This is a genomic window from Methylophilus sp. 'Pure River', from assembly GCF_046765995.1.
Taxonomy (GTDB): Bacteria; Pseudomonadota; Gammaproteobacteria; order Burkholderiales; family Methylophilaceae; genus Methylophilus.
Map to the genome: position 1 here is coordinate 135,658 of NZ_JBKOUE010000002.1, position 15,428 is coordinate 151,085.

Below are 15,428 nucleotides of genomic sequence, written 5' to 3' on the forward strand. Positions count from 1 at the left end.
TTAAGTGCCACTGGCGCAAGCACGCGCTGTGCGCCCTATTTCTGGCAGAAAGAATTTTTGTTTTGACAACGTCCAATTCCAATACACAGTCATCTTTGCACCAAAAAGACCAAGCCTGGTCCGGCCGCTTTAACGAGCCAGTCGCCGAGCTGGTCAAACGCTACACAGCGTCTGTCGATTTCGACAAGCGCCTGGCCACATTCGACATTCAGGGCTCGATTGCCCACGCCACCATGCTAGGCGCACAAGGCATTATTTCGACGCAAGATGTCACCGATATTAAGCGCGGCCTGGGCGAGATTCTGACAGAGATTGAGGCCGGACAGTTTGAATGGCTGCTGGACCTGGAAGACGTGCACCTGAATATTGAAAGACGTCTGACAGAAAAAATCGGCGACGCCGGTAAACGCCTGCATACCGGCCGCTCACGCAACGACCAGGTGGCGACCGATGTGCGCTTGTGGCTGCGCAGTGTGGTCGATGATACCATTGCCGGTATCCGCGCACTGCAAACCTCGTTGCTCGATTTAGCTGAGCAACACGCCGCCACCATCATGCCTGGCTTTACCCACTTGCAAGTGGCGCAGCCAGTGACCTTTGGTCACCACCTGATGGCCTATTTTGAAATGCTCAACCGCGATGCCGAGCGCTTTGCCGATGCACGCAAACGTATCAACCGCTTGCCGTTGGGCGCCGCCGCACTGGCAGGCACCAGCTACCCGATCAAACGTGAGTTAGTAGCAGAATTATTAGGGTTCGACAGCGTCTGCCAGAACTCGCTGGATGCCGTGTCTGACCGTGACTTTGCCATTGAATTTAACGCCGCGGCATCATTGCTCATGATGCACTTGTCGCGCTTTTCTGAAGAATTGATTTTATGGATGAGCCCGCGCTTCGGCTTTATTGATATTGCCGACCGTTTTTGTACCGGTTCCTCCATCATGCCGCAAAAGAAAAACCCTGACGTACCAGAGCTGGTACGCGGCAAAACCGGCCGCGTCTATGGCCATTTAATCGGCCTGCTGACTCTGATGAAAGGCCAGCCACTGGCCTATAACAAAGACAATCAGGAAGACAAAGAGCCGCTGTTTGATGTGGCTGACACCTTGCTGGTGACCTTGCAGATTTACGCCGACATGCTGCGCGGCATCACCGTCAAAGCCGACAATATGCGCCAGGCCGCACTGGAAGGTTTTGCCACCGCCACCGACCTCGCCGACTACCTGGTGAAAAAAGGCATGCCATTCCGTGACGCGCACGAAGTGGTCGCCCACGCCGTGAAAGCAGGCGTGGAATCAGGCCGTGACCTGGCTGAATTCAGCCTGGCTGAGTTACAAGCCTTTAGCAACACCATCAGCGACGACGTGTTTGAAGTGCTGACGCTAGAAGGCTCCGTCGCCAGCCGCAACCACACCGGCGGCACCGCGCCCGAACAAGTGCGCCGCGCCATCGCCCAAGCCAGGCAACAAATAGGCAGCTAATGTCCCACCACCATCATCCACCGAGTAAGTGCAAATCACACCCGGTAATGATGGGGCTGGTGTTAGCCATCAGCCTATTGGCGACCCAGCCCACGCAAGCAGCGCTTGGCATCGCCAACCCCAAACACGAACAAGCCATGCTGTGGCCGCTGTTGCCAGGTGAAAGCGTCAACAGCCTGGCCGCCAAACTTTACCCGCAAAGCCCGGTGCTACAGCAGCGCTTTGTGCAGCAATCCATCACCCTCAGTCGGGGCCGTGGCATTCTGCTACGCCCGGATGAACGCAGTGCAACCGCACAACTCATTGCCGTGCCCAACGCGCAAACCTTGCACACCCTCACCCACCGTATTAAAAAAGCCGATGAAGTCGACACCGACGCATTTGTCACACCAGGCTTGGTGATGAGCGTGCAACTCACACAAGCATCGCAGCAAAACGCGACCGGGTGGCATTTGCCAAAGCTGAATCTGCCAGAAGGACTCGCGTTAAAAGGGTATTCTTTTTCTGTGTCGAATTTAACCGGGCGAATCGCAACCGCAAAGTCACATATTGTGGAAACCTATCAGGCCAATGCACGGGCGATTGCGCGGACGCCAGTGAAGAGACTGTATCAAACACCGCAATTGGCGGTGATTGTAGTGAGTGCGATCTTGTTGCTGGTGTTGAGTTTGAGTTGGGGTGTTTTGGAAGAGCGGCAGTCTAAAAAATAATTCTTATAGATACTCGTCACTTACATTTTCGCCTCTCGGCGAGTCACTTTCTGATGCTTGCCCCTCAGAAAGTAACCAAAGAGGAGGGCACCCAGCCATCACGGCCTTCGGCTTCCTTGCGTTGCTCAACAAAACAAGCGGTCACGAAACTCGCCCTAGCAGCTTGCACACTACGCAAGCTGCCGCGGAGCTCAAACAGTCGCTCCCTTCTCCCTTGTTTTGTCTCCGCTACTCAGCGTGATGGGATGGGATTATTCTCGCCAAACTCACATTGTGGGAATCTGAATGGTTCAAAAAACAGATTCGTTTGTTAAACCCGCTAAAGGATGGTACTCACAGGTGTTCGGGGTCCCCATCTGCCGCGCCGAGCAACGCAGGATTGGCGGAAGCTTTCGGCCATCGGCTGTCCGAGTTCCGCAACAAGCCACGAAGTGTGTGGCTTGTCAGGGCGAGTTTCGATGGACGCCCGGCAAACCGAGTAGCGCAAGGAAGAAGCGGAAGCTGGGGTGTCTTGTTCTTTGCCTTCTTTCTTATGGACAAGCATAAGAAAGAATGGTCGCCGAGAGGCGAAACACATCGACTGATTAGACAACCAAGCTCTAACTTAAGAAACCAAGAAAAGTAACTCGCTGTAAAAGCGAAAAACAACCTTTCAAACGCCTACTACCACTAGGAATTAAGGCAAAAACATCCCCAATAACTCATTCAAAAACCGTTGCCCTTTTAACGTCGGCGCAATCACCCCGCTCTGCTCCACCAACAAGCCTTGTTGCTGTGCTTCCTGCAAAGTAGATTGGATACTCCGTAACGGCAATCCCGTGCGCTGCTGAAATAAATCTGCTTCCACCCCATCCACCAAGCGCAATGCATTCATCATAAATTCAAACGCCAAATCCTCGCGGCCAATCTGCCACTCACTATCGACCATCTGGCCTTTGGCCACACTCTCCAGATATTTTTTAGGATGCTTATGTCGACTCTGGCGGACAATTTTGTCGTGAAAACTCAGCTTGGAATGCGCACCAGCGCCTATGCCCAAATAATCCCCAAAGGTCCAGTAGTTGAGGTTGTGCTGGCACTGCCGCCCAGACTGTGAAAAACCAGAAGTTTCATAATGTTGATACCCATGACTAGCAAGCACCTTCTCAATTTCCTCTTGCATGGTGGCGCTGGTATCGTCATCCGGCAAGCTCGGCGGCGTACGGTGAAATGGTGTGTTGGGTTCCAGCGTCAGGTGATAAAACGACAAATGCGCCGGTTTGATCTGGCAAGCCGTTTCGGCATCTTTCAATGCATCTTCCAGGCTTTGCTCCGGCAATGCATACATCACATCCAGATTCACCTGATCAAAGGTATTTAACGCCAATTCTGCCGCCGCCAATGCCTGCTCACGGTCATGAATACGCCCTAGCGCTTTAAGATATTGCGGCTGAAAACTCTGGATACCCAGTGAAACCCGGTTCACACCCGCCTGGCGATAGCCTTGAAAATTAGCGATATCCACCGTGCCTGGGTTGGCCTCTAGCGTCACTTCAGCCCCATACTCCAGCGGCGTCAGCATACGCACATGACTCAGAATTCTATCAATAGCCTCCGCAGAGAAAATGCTGGGCGTGCCGCCGCCAAAAAACACACTCCGGATTTTGCGCCCCCACACCAGCGGCGTCGCTTGCTCCAAATCCGCAATCAAGGCATCCACATACGCTGCTTCCGGGATTTCTTGCCGGGCTTCATGCGAATTAAAGTCGCAATAAGGGCATTTGCGCACACACCAGGGGATGTGAATATACAGAGAAAGTGGTGGTGGATTGGTGAGGCCACTCAAGGTGACATCACCTTGCAAAGGCGCATCCTTGAGGCTATTGGCGGGATAAATCGGGATCATTCGGACATTTTAACCTGTAACCCTACAATTGAAATCCGGCAAAGTCAGGATTAATGCAGATTAAGCCATTTCCTCTAACACACCCAAAAACTCGTCTCCATACTTCTGCAATTTCGCCTGCCCTATTCCGCTAATCTGTCCCATTTCATCCAAGGTCTGCGGTTTTCTATTATGGATTTCCAGCAAAGTACTATCGTGAAAAATCACATACGGTGGCACGCCCTGCTCTCTTGCCAGTTCCAACCGTTTGGCTTTAAGCGCTTGCCAGAGTGGATCATCATTGGCACCGGCAAAAGCTTCTTTGGCGCGGGCGCTGCGCTCGGCTTTGCTCATGCGTTTTTCGGGTTCGGCGTCGCGGCGTAGCCAGACTTCTTGCTCGCCTTTGAGCACTGGCCTTGCAGCTTCAGTCAGTTTTAAGCCACCATACGCTGCCATGTCGGCCTCAAGCATGCCAGCCGCAATTAGTTGGCGATAGACACCACTCCATTGGGCTTGATTGAGGGATTTGCCTATACCAAAGGTGCTGACTTTGTCATGGCCGAAGCGCTCGACTTGCGGAGTGAGTTTGCCGATGAGCACATCGATTAAATGGCCGACGCCAAACCTTTGCCCGGTGCGGTAAACACAGGAAAGTGCCATCTGGGCGACCTGGGTAGCTTGCCAGGTTTCGACGGGATGGAGGCAGTTATCGCATTGATCACAGGCGCCGGGATGGCTTTCACCAAAGTAGCGCAGAATGGTTTGATGTCGACAGGCGGTAGATTCGCAGTAGCCTAGCAAGGCATCCAGCTTCAGGCGTTCAAGCCGTTTGCGCTCTTCGGAGGCTTCGCCGCTATCTAGCATTTGCCGCATGGAGACGACATCGCCCATGCCGTAGACCATCCAGGCATTCGCTTGCAGGCCATCGCGACCGGCGCGGCCGGTTTCCTGATAATAGCCTTCCATGCTTTTTGGCAGGTCTAAATGGGCGACAAAGCGGACGTTAGGTTTATCGATACCCATGCCAAATGCAATGGTCGCCACCATGATAATGCCTTCTTCACGCAGAAAGCGGCGCTGATGATGTTCACGTAATTGCGCGGGTAAACCAGCGTGATAAGGCAACGCTGACCAGCCTTTTTCGACTAGCCAGGCGGCGGTCTCTTCGACTTTTCTGCGCGACAGGCAATAAATGATGCCGGCATCATCTGGGTGCTCACGCTCAAGAAAGGCCTGCAATTGCTGGCGCGCATTATTCTTGATCCCGACGTGGTAGCGGATATTCGGTCGGTCAAAGCTGGAGACAAACTGGGCGGCGTTTTCAAGGTTGAGCTGGCTGATGATTTCGGCGCGCGTGGGCGCATCGGCCGTGGCGGTGAGCGCAATACGTGGCACTTGCGGAAAGCGCTCATGCAGCACAGTCAACTGGCGATACTCTGGCCTGAAATCATGCCCCCACTGAGACACGCAGTGCGCTTCGTCGATGGCAAACAGTGCCAGGCCCACATGCTGATGCACTTCGTCGAGCAGGCTTAAAAAGCTGCCGACCATGAGCCGCTCTGGGGCAACGTAAAGTAGCTTTATGTCACCTGCGAGCACTTGGCGCGTAATGCGGCTATTGTCTTCTGCGCTTAAACTGGAGTTTAAAAAGGCGGCGTTGACGCCTAATTGCTGCAAAGCCTCGACCTGGTCTTGCATGAGGGCGATCAGCGGTGAAACAACAATGGCCAGGCCTTCGCGTGCGAGGGCAGGAATCTGGTAACACAGCGATTTGCCGCCACCCGTAGGCATCAGCACCAGCGCATCGCGCCCGTCGATCACGTGCTCAACGATGGCTTGCTGCTGGTGACGGAACTGCGAGTAACCGAAAACGTCGTGGAGGATTTGCTGCGGTGAGAGACCTGCCATATTGGCAAGCCTATAGCTTGTTGTAAGGATTAACCAGAGTATCGACGAGCGCATGCAACGCAGCACGCATCTGCTCTTCGCTGACTTCCATCAGCAAACCGTCTTCCATTGCATCCTGCGCGATTTGCTTGAGTTCATCAAAATTTTCGGCCATGACTTTGACCTTTTCGGTGCAAGAGACCACCGAACCGTCATCGCGTACCCATTTTGGCCATTCGTTTTTCATACACTGACTCTTTCCAAGGCTTGCAGCAATTTTACCAAAGCCTGACCGCGATGGCTCATGCGGCTTTTCACTTCCAATGGTAATTCGGCAACCGTTTTACGGGTTTCAATATCCATAAATAACGGGTCATAGCCAAACCCCTCGGTGCCGCGAAATTCGCGCAAAATTTCTCCACGCCACAGGCCATCGGCAATAATCGGTTGCGGATCTTGTGGCGAACGCACCAGCACCAGCACACTGTAAAAATACGCCTGGCGCTCGCTGATACGTGACAATACTGTGAGCAGTTTATCGTTGTTTCGTTCATCTTGCGTGAGCAGGCTATTGGCCGGTTGCGGCCCAGCATAGCGCGCCGAAATCACACCCGGCGCGCCTTGCAAAGCATCGACACACAGGCCGGAATCATCGGCCAACGCAGGCAAGCCTGTGTGCTGGCTGGCATGACGCGCTTTGGCCAAGGCATTTTCAATAAAGGTGCCGTAGGGCTCGGGGCATTCCGGCACATTAAATTCTGATTGCGACACGATGTCGATATTCAGCGGCGCCAGCACATGCGCAATCTCGCGGATTTTGCCTTTATTGCCAGAGGCAATGACCAGTTTATTAAATGGCAAGGCCATGGTTATTTGGCCAATGCCAGGGTTTGCAGTTGGCCCAACTCATGAATGCCTTTGGCAGCCAGGTCCAGCATCTGGTTCATGGTATCGCGGCTGAATGGCTCACCTTCGGCCGTGCCCTGAATTTCAACAAAGCCACCGTTGCCGGTCATGACCACATTCATGTCGGTATCGCAGTCTGAATCTTCGATATAGTCGAGGTCCAGCACTGGCGTGCCCTGATAGACACCGACTGAGATTGCTGCCACTGAGTCTTTGATGGGCGTTTCGGTGAGCAGGCCTTTTTGCAGCAAGGTGCCCACTGCATCTACCATAGCAACATAAGCGCCGGTGATGCTGGCGGTACGTGTGCCGCCATCGGCCTGAATGACGTCACAATCAAAATGGATGGTGCGCTCACCCAACTTTTGCAGGTCAATCACTGCGCGCAGGCTACGGCCGATCAGACGCTGGATTTCTTGTGTGCGGCCGCTTTGCTTGCCACGTGCGGCTTCGCGGTCCATGCGGGAGCCGGTGGAGCGCGGCAACATGCCGTACTCAGCCGTCACCCAACCCTGGCCTTTGCCTTTTAAAAAGCCGGGCACTTTTTCTTCTACGCTGGCGGTGCAAATCACGTGCGTATCACCAAACTTCACCAGCACTGAGCCTTCGGCGTGCTTGGTGTAATGGCGGATAATTTCGATGGCGCGCAATTGGTCATTGGCACGCTGGCTTGGTCTGATCATGGTTTACAACTTCCTGTTATTTAATATGTTGCCGGGTCCTGCCCAGCGCTTCCTGTATTTCGGCAATCGCCTTTTCAATTTCGTCATCGGTCAGGTCCAGCGCATATTGGCTGGGCGGGGCCGTGGTTTCGTTCATCATGGTAGTGGTGACGTCTACCGGTAAATCCAGTGTTGAAATCGTCAGCGGGCTAGTCACCCGTTGCCCCCATTGCAGGGCAATCGCGCTCATATTATCGCCGACAGTAATGCTGGCGGCATCGGCATCATCCAATAAACGGTTCACGCCATCGTTGATATCTGCAGCCAGCATATGTTGCGCCATGTTGATATCAGGCACAGTGTTCCATACACCATCCGAGCACAGCATGATGACATCGCCTTCGCGCAGCGGGATCGGCGCCGCCAGTTCCACTTTTGGCGGACGCTCTCCACCCACGCAATTATAAATTTTATTACGGTGCGGGTGATGATCCATCTCATCTACCGTGATTTTTCCCTCACGCAATAACGATTGCACGACTGAGTGGTCCTCGGTCTGGTGCTCGACCAGGCCATTTCGATACAGGTACAAGCGGGAGTCACCGACATGCGCACAAAACAGTTTGTTGTGCTGGATTAGCGCGACAACAATGGTGGTGCGTGGCGATTCCAGCAGGCGTTTTTGCAAACGCACATTTTCGATCACATCATGCGCACGGGCAATTTGCTCACGCAGAAATTGTGCAGGTTGGGTAATTAAAGGCTGCGATTCACGCTGAAAGGCCTCTATCATGGTTTTCACCGCGATTTCAGCGGCGACATCGCCATGCTGGTGGCCGCCCATACCATCGGCCAACACCATAAAAATGGCGTGCCTGTGATAAGAATATGCCAGCCTGTCCTGATTGTAAGGCCGCGGCCCCTGGCGGCTACCTTGTGCAATGGTGAATTTCATAGCGGTTTATTCAATACCTTGATGATTTTATCCACCAGCGAACCGCGAGGGTCTTCTACCACGCGGATGCCGATCATTTTTTTCTGTAATGAGAACACGCTTTGCGGCCGTAACAGGTAGTCCAGCTGCATGCATTCATCAATAATCGCCAGCAATTTCTCAGAGTATATCTGTTTACCGAGCTCAGTCGCAGGCACCAGCGTATCATCTTTCAGGCGCGCATTGGCCGAAATGGGCGATGCACGTTGCAAACAGGCATACATGCTGGCGCCTATGCTGTAAATATCACTCCACGGGCCCAGGTGTTTACGGTCTATATATTGTTCCGGCGGCGCAAAGCCCGGCGTGTACGTCGGCGCCAATGTCACCTCAGACAAGGCCTGGCGCGCCGATCCGAAGTCCAGCAACATAGGCGAACCATCGAGACGGATATAAATATTGGCGGGTTTGATATCCAGGTGCAGTAATTTGCGTGTATGCACCTCGCGCAAGCCATTGAGCAACTCGACAAACATGCGGATCAGGAAACTCTCAGGCACCGGCTGCGACAAGGCCATGATGTAATCTTGCAGCGACTTGCCACGCTCATACTTCATGACCATGTAAACGGTATTGTTGGCACGGAAGAAGTTTTTCACACGCACGATATTCTTGTGCTCGATATTGGCCAGCGCCAAGCCTTCTTCAAAAAAGCACTTCATGCCATGTTTGTAGGCGGCTTCATTTTTACCATTGGAGCGAATATGCGTATGTTCGTCACGTTCCGCCAGCGTCACCGGCATATATTCTTTAATGGCAACGGTGTTTTTTTGCGGATCTTGCGCCAGATAGACGAAACTAAACCCGCCCAGACTCAGCACCCGTGTAATGGTGTAGTCATGCAGCGCAGTGCCTACCGGCAAGGCAAAATCAAATTTATTAGAGAGCTTCACTAACGCTTTAACGTCACAATCATGGCTTTTTTAAGGGAAACCTTGCATTCAGTCGCGTGCCCGGCACGCATAAAAGCAGGTTTCTTTTATCTATGCCCTATTTTCGCATATCGATAGCGCATTTGATACAATCGTCCCGTTTGCCCGGAGCGCGATAATGACTGCCAACAAAACCACAGAAAAAGAAACCAAAAACGCACAACCCATTTTAAGCATGACGGGCTTTGCTGCAAGTGAAGCCCGCTTTCCTGGTGGCCTGCTGCTGATCGAATTGCGGGCAGTGAATCATCGCTACCTTGAGCTCAATGTCAAAATTGAAGACAGCCTGCGCCAGTTCGAAGCGCAAATTCGCGAACAATTACAGACAAGGCTCGGTCGCGGCAAAATCGAATGCCGCATGAGCCTCAAGAGTGACAACGCAGCCACCACACTGGCGCTCAACCCGGCCATGGTGGCGCAAATTGCACAAACGCTCAGCGAGCTGCAACAGCATTTTCCGCAGGCGCAACCGATCAACCTGGTCGACGTGTTCAAACTGCCCGGCGTCTTGCAAACCGAAGCGGTGGATGCCGAAGCCATGGCACAAGGCGTACAAACCGGCCTGTCACGCGGCATTGATGAACTGATTGCTGCACGCGCACGTGAAGGCGAAAAGCTCAAACAGGTATTACTTGACCGCCTGCAAGGCGTGCGTGAGCAAATCAGCATCGTTAAACCCCTGCTACCCACGCTGGTGAGCCAATACCAGGAAAAACTCACGGCCAAACTGCGCGAAGCCATGCAAGCCGATGACGACCGTGTGCGCCAGGAAATTGTGCTCTACGCGCAACGTATTGATGTAGACGAGGAACTGGCACGCCTGCAATCCCATATTACAGAAATGGACCGCATCCTCAGTGCTGGTGGGGCCATGGGCAAAAAACTGGACTTTTTAATGCAGGAAATGAACCGTGAAGCCAATACGCTGGGCTCAAAATCGGTCGCGATTGAAACCACGCAAGTTTCCATGCAGCTCAAAGTGCTGATCGAACAAATGCGCGAACAAATCCAGAACATTGAATAAACACCTCACACTGCACCAAAATCGTGACGCCAAAACGCACCGCAATGGTGCGTTTTGCTTTTGTAGCAACAGCTAAAAATCAATAACAATATGATTTAAAACACTATTCTTTGCTGGCACACGGCTTGCTCTTATTTAATTGAATTTTACAAGTAAGGCAAAGGTCCAGCATCATGACGCAATCGGCCAAACAGTTTTTCGATGAAATGCAGGGCTATGGGGGCAATGTCCGGGCGATTTACCAGGCGTATAACCGCTGGTTAAGCGATGTACCCACACAACAGCTGGCAGCCAAGCGTGCCGAAGCTGAAGTATTGTTTCGCCGCGTGGGCATTACATTTAACGTTTATGGTGAAGAAGACGGTGCCGAGCGTTTGATTCCGTTTGACGTGATTCCGCGCATGATTTCTGCCAGTGAGTGGGCACATCTAGCCAAAGGCGCCGTGCAACGCGTGCGCGCACTCAATATGTTTCTGCATGATATTTATCATGACCAGGAAATTATCAAAGCCGGCATCGTCCCCAATAGTATTTTAAGCAATTCGCAATACCGCCCGGAAATGGTGGGCGTCAATGTGCCTAACCAGGTCTATGCGCATGTGGCCGGTATCGACTTGGTGCGCACCAGCGAATCGCAGTTTTATGTGCTGGAAGATAATTTGCGTACGCCTTCAGGGGTCTCTTACATGCTGGAAGACCGCAAAATGATGATGCGGTTATTCCCGGATTTATTTAAAAAATACCCGATTGCGCCGGTCGAGCATTACCCACACGTGTTACTCAACAATTTGCGCTCGGTCGCGCAAACCGGTGTCACTGACCCGACTGTGGTCCTGCTTTCTCCAGGCGCTTATAACAGCGCCTACTTTGAACATGCCTTCCTCGCCCAGCAAATGGGCATCGAGCTGGTGGAAGGCCAAGATTTGTTTGTCCGTAATAACGCCGTCTACATGCGCACCACACAAGGCCCGCAAAGGGTGGATGTGATTTACCGCCGCATCGACGACGACTTCCTTGACCCTCTGGTGTTCAAGCCCGACTCCCTGTTGGGCGTGCCAGGTCTGCTCTCCGTCTACCGCAATGGTGGCGTCACGTTAGCTAACGCCGTAGGCACCGGCGTGGCTGATGACAAGGCGACGTATGTCTACGTGCCGGAGATGATTAAGTTCTATCTGGGTGAGTCTCCCATCCTGCAGAACGTGCCTACGTATCAACTCAGCAAGGAAGATGATCTGGCCTACGTGCTGGATCATCTGCCCGAGCTGGTCGTGAAAGAAGTACAAGGCTCCGGCGGCTACGGCATGCTGGTCGGCCCGACTGCCAGCAAGCAGGAAATCGAAGAATTCCGTTTACGGATTGTCTCCAAACCAGCCAACTACATTGCACAGCCTACGCTGGCGCTGTCTACCTGCCCAACGCTGGTCGACCAGGGCATTGCACCGCGCCATGTTGACCTGCGCCCCTTTGTGCTGTCGGGCAAAACCGTCAGTGTGGTGCCCGGTGGCCTCTCGCGCGTGGCGCTCAAGGAAGGCTCATTGGTGGTTAACTCCTCACAAGGCGGCGGCACCAAAGATACCTGGGTGCTGGAACGCGATGATGTCAGTGTAGAAACCATGCAGTCGCAAATGGCTGCACAACAAGCGAATCAAGAGGCCGTGATATGTTAAGTCGTACCGCAGATCATTTATATTGGATGGCGCGTTATATCGAGCGCACCGAAAACGTTGCACGCGTGCTGGATGTGACTTACAACATGTCGTTGCTGCCTTCTGACAGCAGCAACGAAGAAGAACTCTGGGATACGGTATTGGAAATTGCCGGTATCCGCGACATTTATGACAAAACCTATAAAGAGCTCAATGCCGCCAATGTGATTAAACATCTGGTCATGGATAGCAGTAATCCTTCGAGCATCTACAGCTCGTTGCGTAGCGCACGTGAAAATGCGCGTGCAGTGCGCGTGGCCATGACCACAGAAACCTGGGAAAACATGAATACGCTGTGGCTGGAATTTGGCCAATATATCAAGCAGGACCTGACACAGACTGGCTTGAGCGAGTTTTGTGAATGGGTCAAAAGCCGCTCGCATTTGTTCCGCGGCGTGTGCTTTGGCACCATGCTGCGCGACGAAGCATTTAGCTTTGTGCGCCTGGGCACGTTTATGGAACGCGCCGACAACACGGCACGCCTGCTCGATGTGAAATATGAGTTTTTAATCCCCATGCAGGAAGCGAATGACGGCGCGGTGGATTATTACGAATGGAGCGCGGTATTGCGCTCGGTATCAGCCTTCCAGGCCTATCAGAAAGTCTACCGCGATGCGATTGAGCCAATGAAAGTCTCTGAGCTACTCATTTTGCGTGAAGACATGCCACGTTCACTGCACGCCTGTTACGCTGAAATCATGCCAATTTTGCGCCAGGTGGCCGGTAGCCGCCAAACCGAGGCCGAGCGCCTGGCCGGACAAATGCATGCCAGGCTGCACTACGGCCGCATGCTGGATATTTTGAAAGATGGCGTACACCACTTTTTGGATGAATTTATTCTGGCCAACCGCAAACTGGGTGAAGAAATACAACGCAATTTTTTAAGTGCGACGGCCTGACAACGACAATAGATTGCCATGAACCCCCTCATGCGCAGACTGTTTAACACAGCGCTGCGCTTTTTTACTTTGGCACACCACACACATGCTGCTCAATATTGAACACCAGACCCACTATGCTTTCAGTGATATGGCGCAATACACCATTCAGCAACTGCGCCTGACACCACGCAATGGTCACGGCCAGCAAGTCAACCATTGGCAAATCAAGGTCAACGGGCAGCTGGCTGCGTTTGAGGATGCATTTGGCAATCTGGCGCATACCCTGGTCATCGACCAGCCGCATAATGAATTGCTCATCGCCGTATGCGGCGAAGTAGAAACCGGCGTGGCGGATATGGACGCGCACCAACCATTGCCAGTGGAGATTTTTCTGCGCGATACGCCATTGACCCAGGCCGATGCCGCCATGACGACGTTTGCCCAGCGTTTTGCCAAGGCCCCACTCACAGACATGATGCAGGCACTGCGCGCGCAGATGCAATACATCTCAGGCGCGACCCAGGTCGATACCTCGGCAGCCGAGGCCTTCAGGCTTGGCAAAGGGGTTTGCCAGGACCATGCGCATGCTTTTATTGGCTGTTGCCACAGCCTGGGGCTGCCCGCACGGTATGTCAGCGGTTATCTGTTCACCGAAAACGGCAACTTGATGCAAACGCATGCCTGGGTGGATGTGTGGCAACACGATCAATGGCTAGGGCTGGATGTGTCTAACGGCACATTGGTAAACGAAACGCATGTCAGATTGGCCACTGGCCTGGACTATCGTAGCGCCAGTCCGATCACGGGTTCGCGTATCGGTGGCGGCACAGAAGGCATGGCGAGCATGGTCAGTGTCAACCAGCACATTGGCCTGACAGATAAACAGCGCGAGCAGCATAAACAACAGCTACGGCAGCAGGCACAAAGTGCGCAGCAGTAGCTTGCCCGTGCATGCTATGATGACTTTTAAACATTAACCTTCCTCTTTTCTTATGACTTATTGTGTCGGTATTTTGCTGCAACAAGGCCTGGTATTGGCTTCTGATACGCGCACCAACGCTGGTGTCGACCAGGTAGCGATTGCGCCCAAAATGCACCTATTTGAAGTGCCGGGCGAGCGCATGATTGTACTGCTGACGGCGGGCAATCTGGCGATTACCCAATCGGTGGTCAACCTGTGCCGTGAACAGCTCAAATCACCTGAACCACACGCCCACCTGCATAACGTGCAGTCGCTGTTTGAAGCAGCCAGTGTCGTCGGCGCAGCCATGCGCACCGTGCATCAGCGCGATGGCAAAGCCCTCAAGGAACATAGCATAGACTTTAGCGCCAGCATTCTGGTAGCCGGGCAAATCAAAGGCGAGCAGCCGCGCCTGTTTAATGTCTATGCGGCAGGCAATTTCATTGAAGCCACCTCGGACACGCCTTATCTGCAAATCGGCGAGACCAAATATGGCAAGCCAATCATCGACCGCGTGATCAAACATCAAACCAATGTCACAGATGCGGTAAAATGCGTGCTGATTTCATTTGACTCCACCATCCGCAGCAATATTTCTGTGGCTTTACCGATTGACTTGATGATATACCGCACTGACACCTTTAGCGCCGATTGCCGGCAACGCCTGACGGAAGATGATCCTTATTACGCCTGCATCCGCAAAGGTTGGGGCGAAGGCCTGAAATCCGTTTTTTCTTCACTGCCTAACCCGGAATGGTGTGCATCATGAGCCATGGTCATTTATATGTGATTTCCGCTGCCTCTGGTGCTGGCAAAACCAGCTTGGTACGTGCCATGCTGGCGCAAGACCCGATTCTAAAACTGTCGGTATCACACACCACACGTACCCCGCGCCCGGGCGAAGAAGACGGCATCCATTACCATTTTGTCTCAGAAGCCGAGTTTTTGGGCATTCTGGATAACGGCGGCTTTCTCGAAAGCGCCCATGTACACAGTGCTCGCTATGGCACGGCACAAAGCGAAGTGGAAAATGCACTGGCATCCGGCCGTGATGTGATTCTTGAAATCGACTGGCAAGGCGCACAGCAGATACGCAAACTGTTCCCGCAAGTCACCTCCATCTTTATTTTGCCGCCCTCGATTGAAGCGCTGGCGCACCGCCTGAACAATCGTGGCCAGGACAGTGAAGCCGTGATTACGCAACGCCTCGCCGCAGCACGTGAGGAGATGCGTCACGTGCATGAGTTTGATTATGTTACAATTAATGATAATTTTGACGTGGCCTTGCAGGATCTGATGGCGATTGTTCGCGCCCAGCGCTTGCAGTTAGACCGCCAGGTTGCCTGCCACGCGTCATTGATTCAATCACTTACCTGACCCAGCGCGCCTGCCGCTCTGTGCAGGCTCATATATTAAGAGG

At 53.1% G+C, this 15,428-nt stretch carries 15 protein-coding genes; 8 read left to right on the top strand and 7 right to left on the bottom strand.

Translation table 11 applies throughout. The annotated features are described in order from the left end of the window. Nucleotides 1-62 precede the first annotated feature (62 nt). Entirely contained in the window at nucleotides 63-1,481 is a 1,419-nt protein-coding gene (gene argH, locus ACIDE9_RS02945) for an argininosuccinate lyase (RefSeq protein WP_411992559.1), read from the top strand. Further along, nucleotides 1,481-2,191, top strand: a complete 711-nt coding sequence (locus ACIDE9_RS02950; RefSeq protein ID WP_411992561.1) for a hypothetical protein — start codon at nucleotides 1,481-1,483, stop codon at nucleotides 2,189-2,191. The genes argH and ACIDE9_RS02950 overlap by 1 nt, the downstream gene beginning before the upstream one ends. 676 nt (nucleotides 2,192-2,867) lie before the next feature. Here the strand turns inward: ACIDE9_RS02950 and hemW are convergent. The 7 genes from hemW to ACIDE9_RS02985 are packed head-to-tail and all read right to left on the bottom strand — an operon-like array spanning nucleotide 2,868 to nucleotide 9,397. Further along, a complete protein-coding gene (hemW, locus tag ACIDE9_RS02955) occupies nucleotides 2,868-4,076 on the bottom strand; it encodes a radical SAM family heme chaperone HemW (RefSeq protein WP_411992563.1) in 1,209 nt (402 codons plus the stop codon). A gap of 60 nt (nucleotides 4,077-4,136) precedes the next feature. Beyond that, nucleotides 4,137-5,963: a DNA helicase RecQ gene (gene recQ, locus ACIDE9_RS02960; protein WP_411992565.1), complete on the bottom strand. Its 1,827-nt coding sequence runs from the start codon at nucleotides 5,961-5,963 to the stop codon at nucleotides 4,137-4,139. 10 nt (nucleotides 5,964-5,973) lie between these two features. Beyond that, nucleotides 5,974-6,189 carry a hypothetical protein gene (locus ACIDE9_RS02965; protein ID WP_019880825.1) on the bottom strand — a complete coding sequence of 72 codons (216 nt, stop codon included), beginning with the start codon at nucleotides 6,187-6,189 and terminating at the stop codon, nucleotides 5,974-5,976. After that, entirely contained in the window at nucleotides 6,186-6,809 is a 624-nt protein-coding gene (rdgB, locus tag ACIDE9_RS02970) for an RdgB/HAM1 family non-canonical purine NTP pyrophosphatase (protein WP_411992568.1), read from the bottom strand. Before rdgB ends, ACIDE9_RS02965 begins: the two co-directional genes overlap by 4 nt. A 2-nt stretch (nucleotides 6,810-6,811) precedes the next feature. Next, nucleotides 6,812-7,531, bottom strand: a complete 720-nt coding sequence (gene rph, locus ACIDE9_RS02975; protein ID WP_019880823.1) for a ribonuclease PH — start codon at nucleotides 7,529-7,531, stop codon at nucleotides 6,812-6,814. 16 nt (nucleotides 7,532-7,547) lie between these two features. Further along, nucleotides 7,548-8,465 carry a PP2C family protein-serine/threonine phosphatase gene (locus ACIDE9_RS02980; RefSeq protein ID WP_411992570.1) on the bottom strand — a complete coding sequence of 306 codons (918 nt, stop codon included), beginning with the start codon at nucleotides 8,463-8,465 and terminating at the stop codon, nucleotides 7,548-7,550. Then, nucleotides 8,462-9,397, bottom strand: a complete 936-nt coding sequence (locus ACIDE9_RS02985) for a serine/threonine protein kinase (RefSeq protein WP_194752549.1) — start codon at nucleotides 9,395-9,397, stop codon at nucleotides 8,462-8,464. Before ACIDE9_RS02985 ends, ACIDE9_RS02980 begins: the two co-directional genes overlap by 4 nt. Nucleotides 9,398-9,554: 157 nt before the next feature. On the opposite strand from ACIDE9_RS02985, the gene ACIDE9_RS02990 reads away from it, so the two are divergent. The 6 genes from ACIDE9_RS02990 to gmk all read left to right on the top strand — a co-directional run bounded on the left by ACIDE9_RS02990 (nucleotide 9,555) and on the right by gmk (nucleotide 15,385). After that, on the top strand, nucleotides 9,555-10,460 hold the full coding sequence (locus tag ACIDE9_RS02990) for a YicC/YloC family endoribonuclease (protein WP_411992573.1): 906 nt from the start codon (nucleotides 9,555-9,557) through the stop codon (nucleotides 10,458-10,460). 173 nt (nucleotides 10,461-10,633) lie between these two features. Next, on the top strand, nucleotides 10,634-12,127 hold the full coding sequence (locus ACIDE9_RS02995) for a circularly permuted type 2 ATP-grasp protein (protein WP_411992575.1): 1,494 nt from the start codon (nucleotides 10,634-10,636) through the stop codon (nucleotides 12,125-12,127). Further along, nucleotides 12,121-13,065 carry an alpha-E domain-containing protein gene (locus ACIDE9_RS03000; protein WP_019880818.1) on the top strand — a complete coding sequence of 315 codons (945 nt, stop codon included), beginning with the start codon at nucleotides 12,121-12,123 and terminating at the stop codon, nucleotides 13,063-13,065. The genes ACIDE9_RS02995 and ACIDE9_RS03000 overlap by 7 nt, the downstream gene beginning before the upstream one ends. A gap of 85 nt (nucleotides 13,066-13,150) precedes the next feature. After that, entirely contained in the window at nucleotides 13,151-13,987 is an 837-nt protein-coding gene (locus ACIDE9_RS03005) for a transglutaminase family protein (RefSeq protein WP_411992577.1), read from the top strand. Nucleotides 13,988-14,039: 52 nt separating this feature from the next. Further along, nucleotides 14,040-14,777 carry a proteasome-type protease gene (locus ACIDE9_RS03010; protein WP_019880816.1) on the top strand — a complete coding sequence of 246 codons (738 nt, stop codon included), beginning with the start codon at nucleotides 14,040-14,042 and terminating at the stop codon, nucleotides 14,775-14,777. After that, a complete protein-coding gene (gene gmk / locus ACIDE9_RS03015; RefSeq protein WP_411992579.1) occupies nucleotides 14,774-15,385 on the top strand; it encodes a guanylate kinase in 612 nt (203 codons plus the stop codon). Before ACIDE9_RS03010 ends, gmk begins: the two co-directional genes overlap by 4 nt. Nucleotides 15,386-15,428: the final 43 nt, after the last annotated feature.

Excerpts from the sequence above, each read along its gene's own strand:
- ACIDE9_RS02950 (WP_411992561.1), top strand. The coding sequence starts at position 1,481 with ATGTCCCACCACCATCATCCACCGAGTAAGTGCAAATCACACCCGGTA.
- hemW (WP_411992563.1), bottom strand. The coding sequence starts at position 4,076 with ATGATCCCGATTTATCCCGCCAATAGCCTCAAGGATGCGCCTTTGCAA.
- recQ (WP_411992565.1), bottom strand. The coding sequence starts at position 5,963 with ATGGCAGGTCTCTCACCGCAGCAAATCCTCCACGACGTTTTCGGTTAC.
- ACIDE9_RS02965 (WP_019880825.1), bottom strand. The coding sequence starts at position 6,189 with ATGAAAAACGAATGGCCAAAATGGGTACGCGATGACGGTTCGGTGGTC.
- rdgB (WP_411992568.1), bottom strand. The coding sequence starts at position 6,809 with ATGGCCTTGCCATTTAATAAACTGGTCATTGCCTCTGGCAATAAAGGC.
- rph (WP_019880823.1), bottom strand. The coding sequence starts at position 7,531 with ATGATCAGACCAAGCCAGCGTGCCAATGACCAATTGCGCGCCATCGAA.
- ACIDE9_RS02980 (WP_411992570.1), bottom strand. The coding sequence starts at position 8,465 with ATGAAATTCACCATTGCACAAGGTAGCCGCCAGGGGCCGCGGCCTTAC.
- ACIDE9_RS02990 (WP_411992573.1), top strand. The coding sequence starts at position 9,555 with ATGACTGCCAACAAAACCACAGAAAAAGAAACCAAAAACGCACAACCC.
- ACIDE9_RS02995 (WP_411992575.1), top strand. The coding sequence starts at position 10,634 with ATGACGCAATCGGCCAAACAGTTTTTCGATGAAATGCAGGGCTATGGG.
- ACIDE9_RS03000 (WP_019880818.1), top strand. The coding sequence starts at position 12,121 with ATGTTAAGTCGTACCGCAGATCATTTATATTGGATGGCGCGTTATATC.
- ACIDE9_RS03005 (WP_411992577.1), top strand. The coding sequence starts at position 13,151 with ATGCTGCTCAATATTGAACACCAGACCCACTATGCTTTCAGTGATATG.
- ACIDE9_RS03010 (WP_019880816.1), top strand. The coding sequence starts at position 14,040 with ATGACTTATTGTGTCGGTATTTTGCTGCAACAAGGCCTGGTATTGGCT.
- gmk (WP_411992579.1), top strand. The coding sequence starts at position 14,774 with ATGAGCCATGGTCATTTATATGTGATTTCCGCTGCCTCTGGTGCTGGC.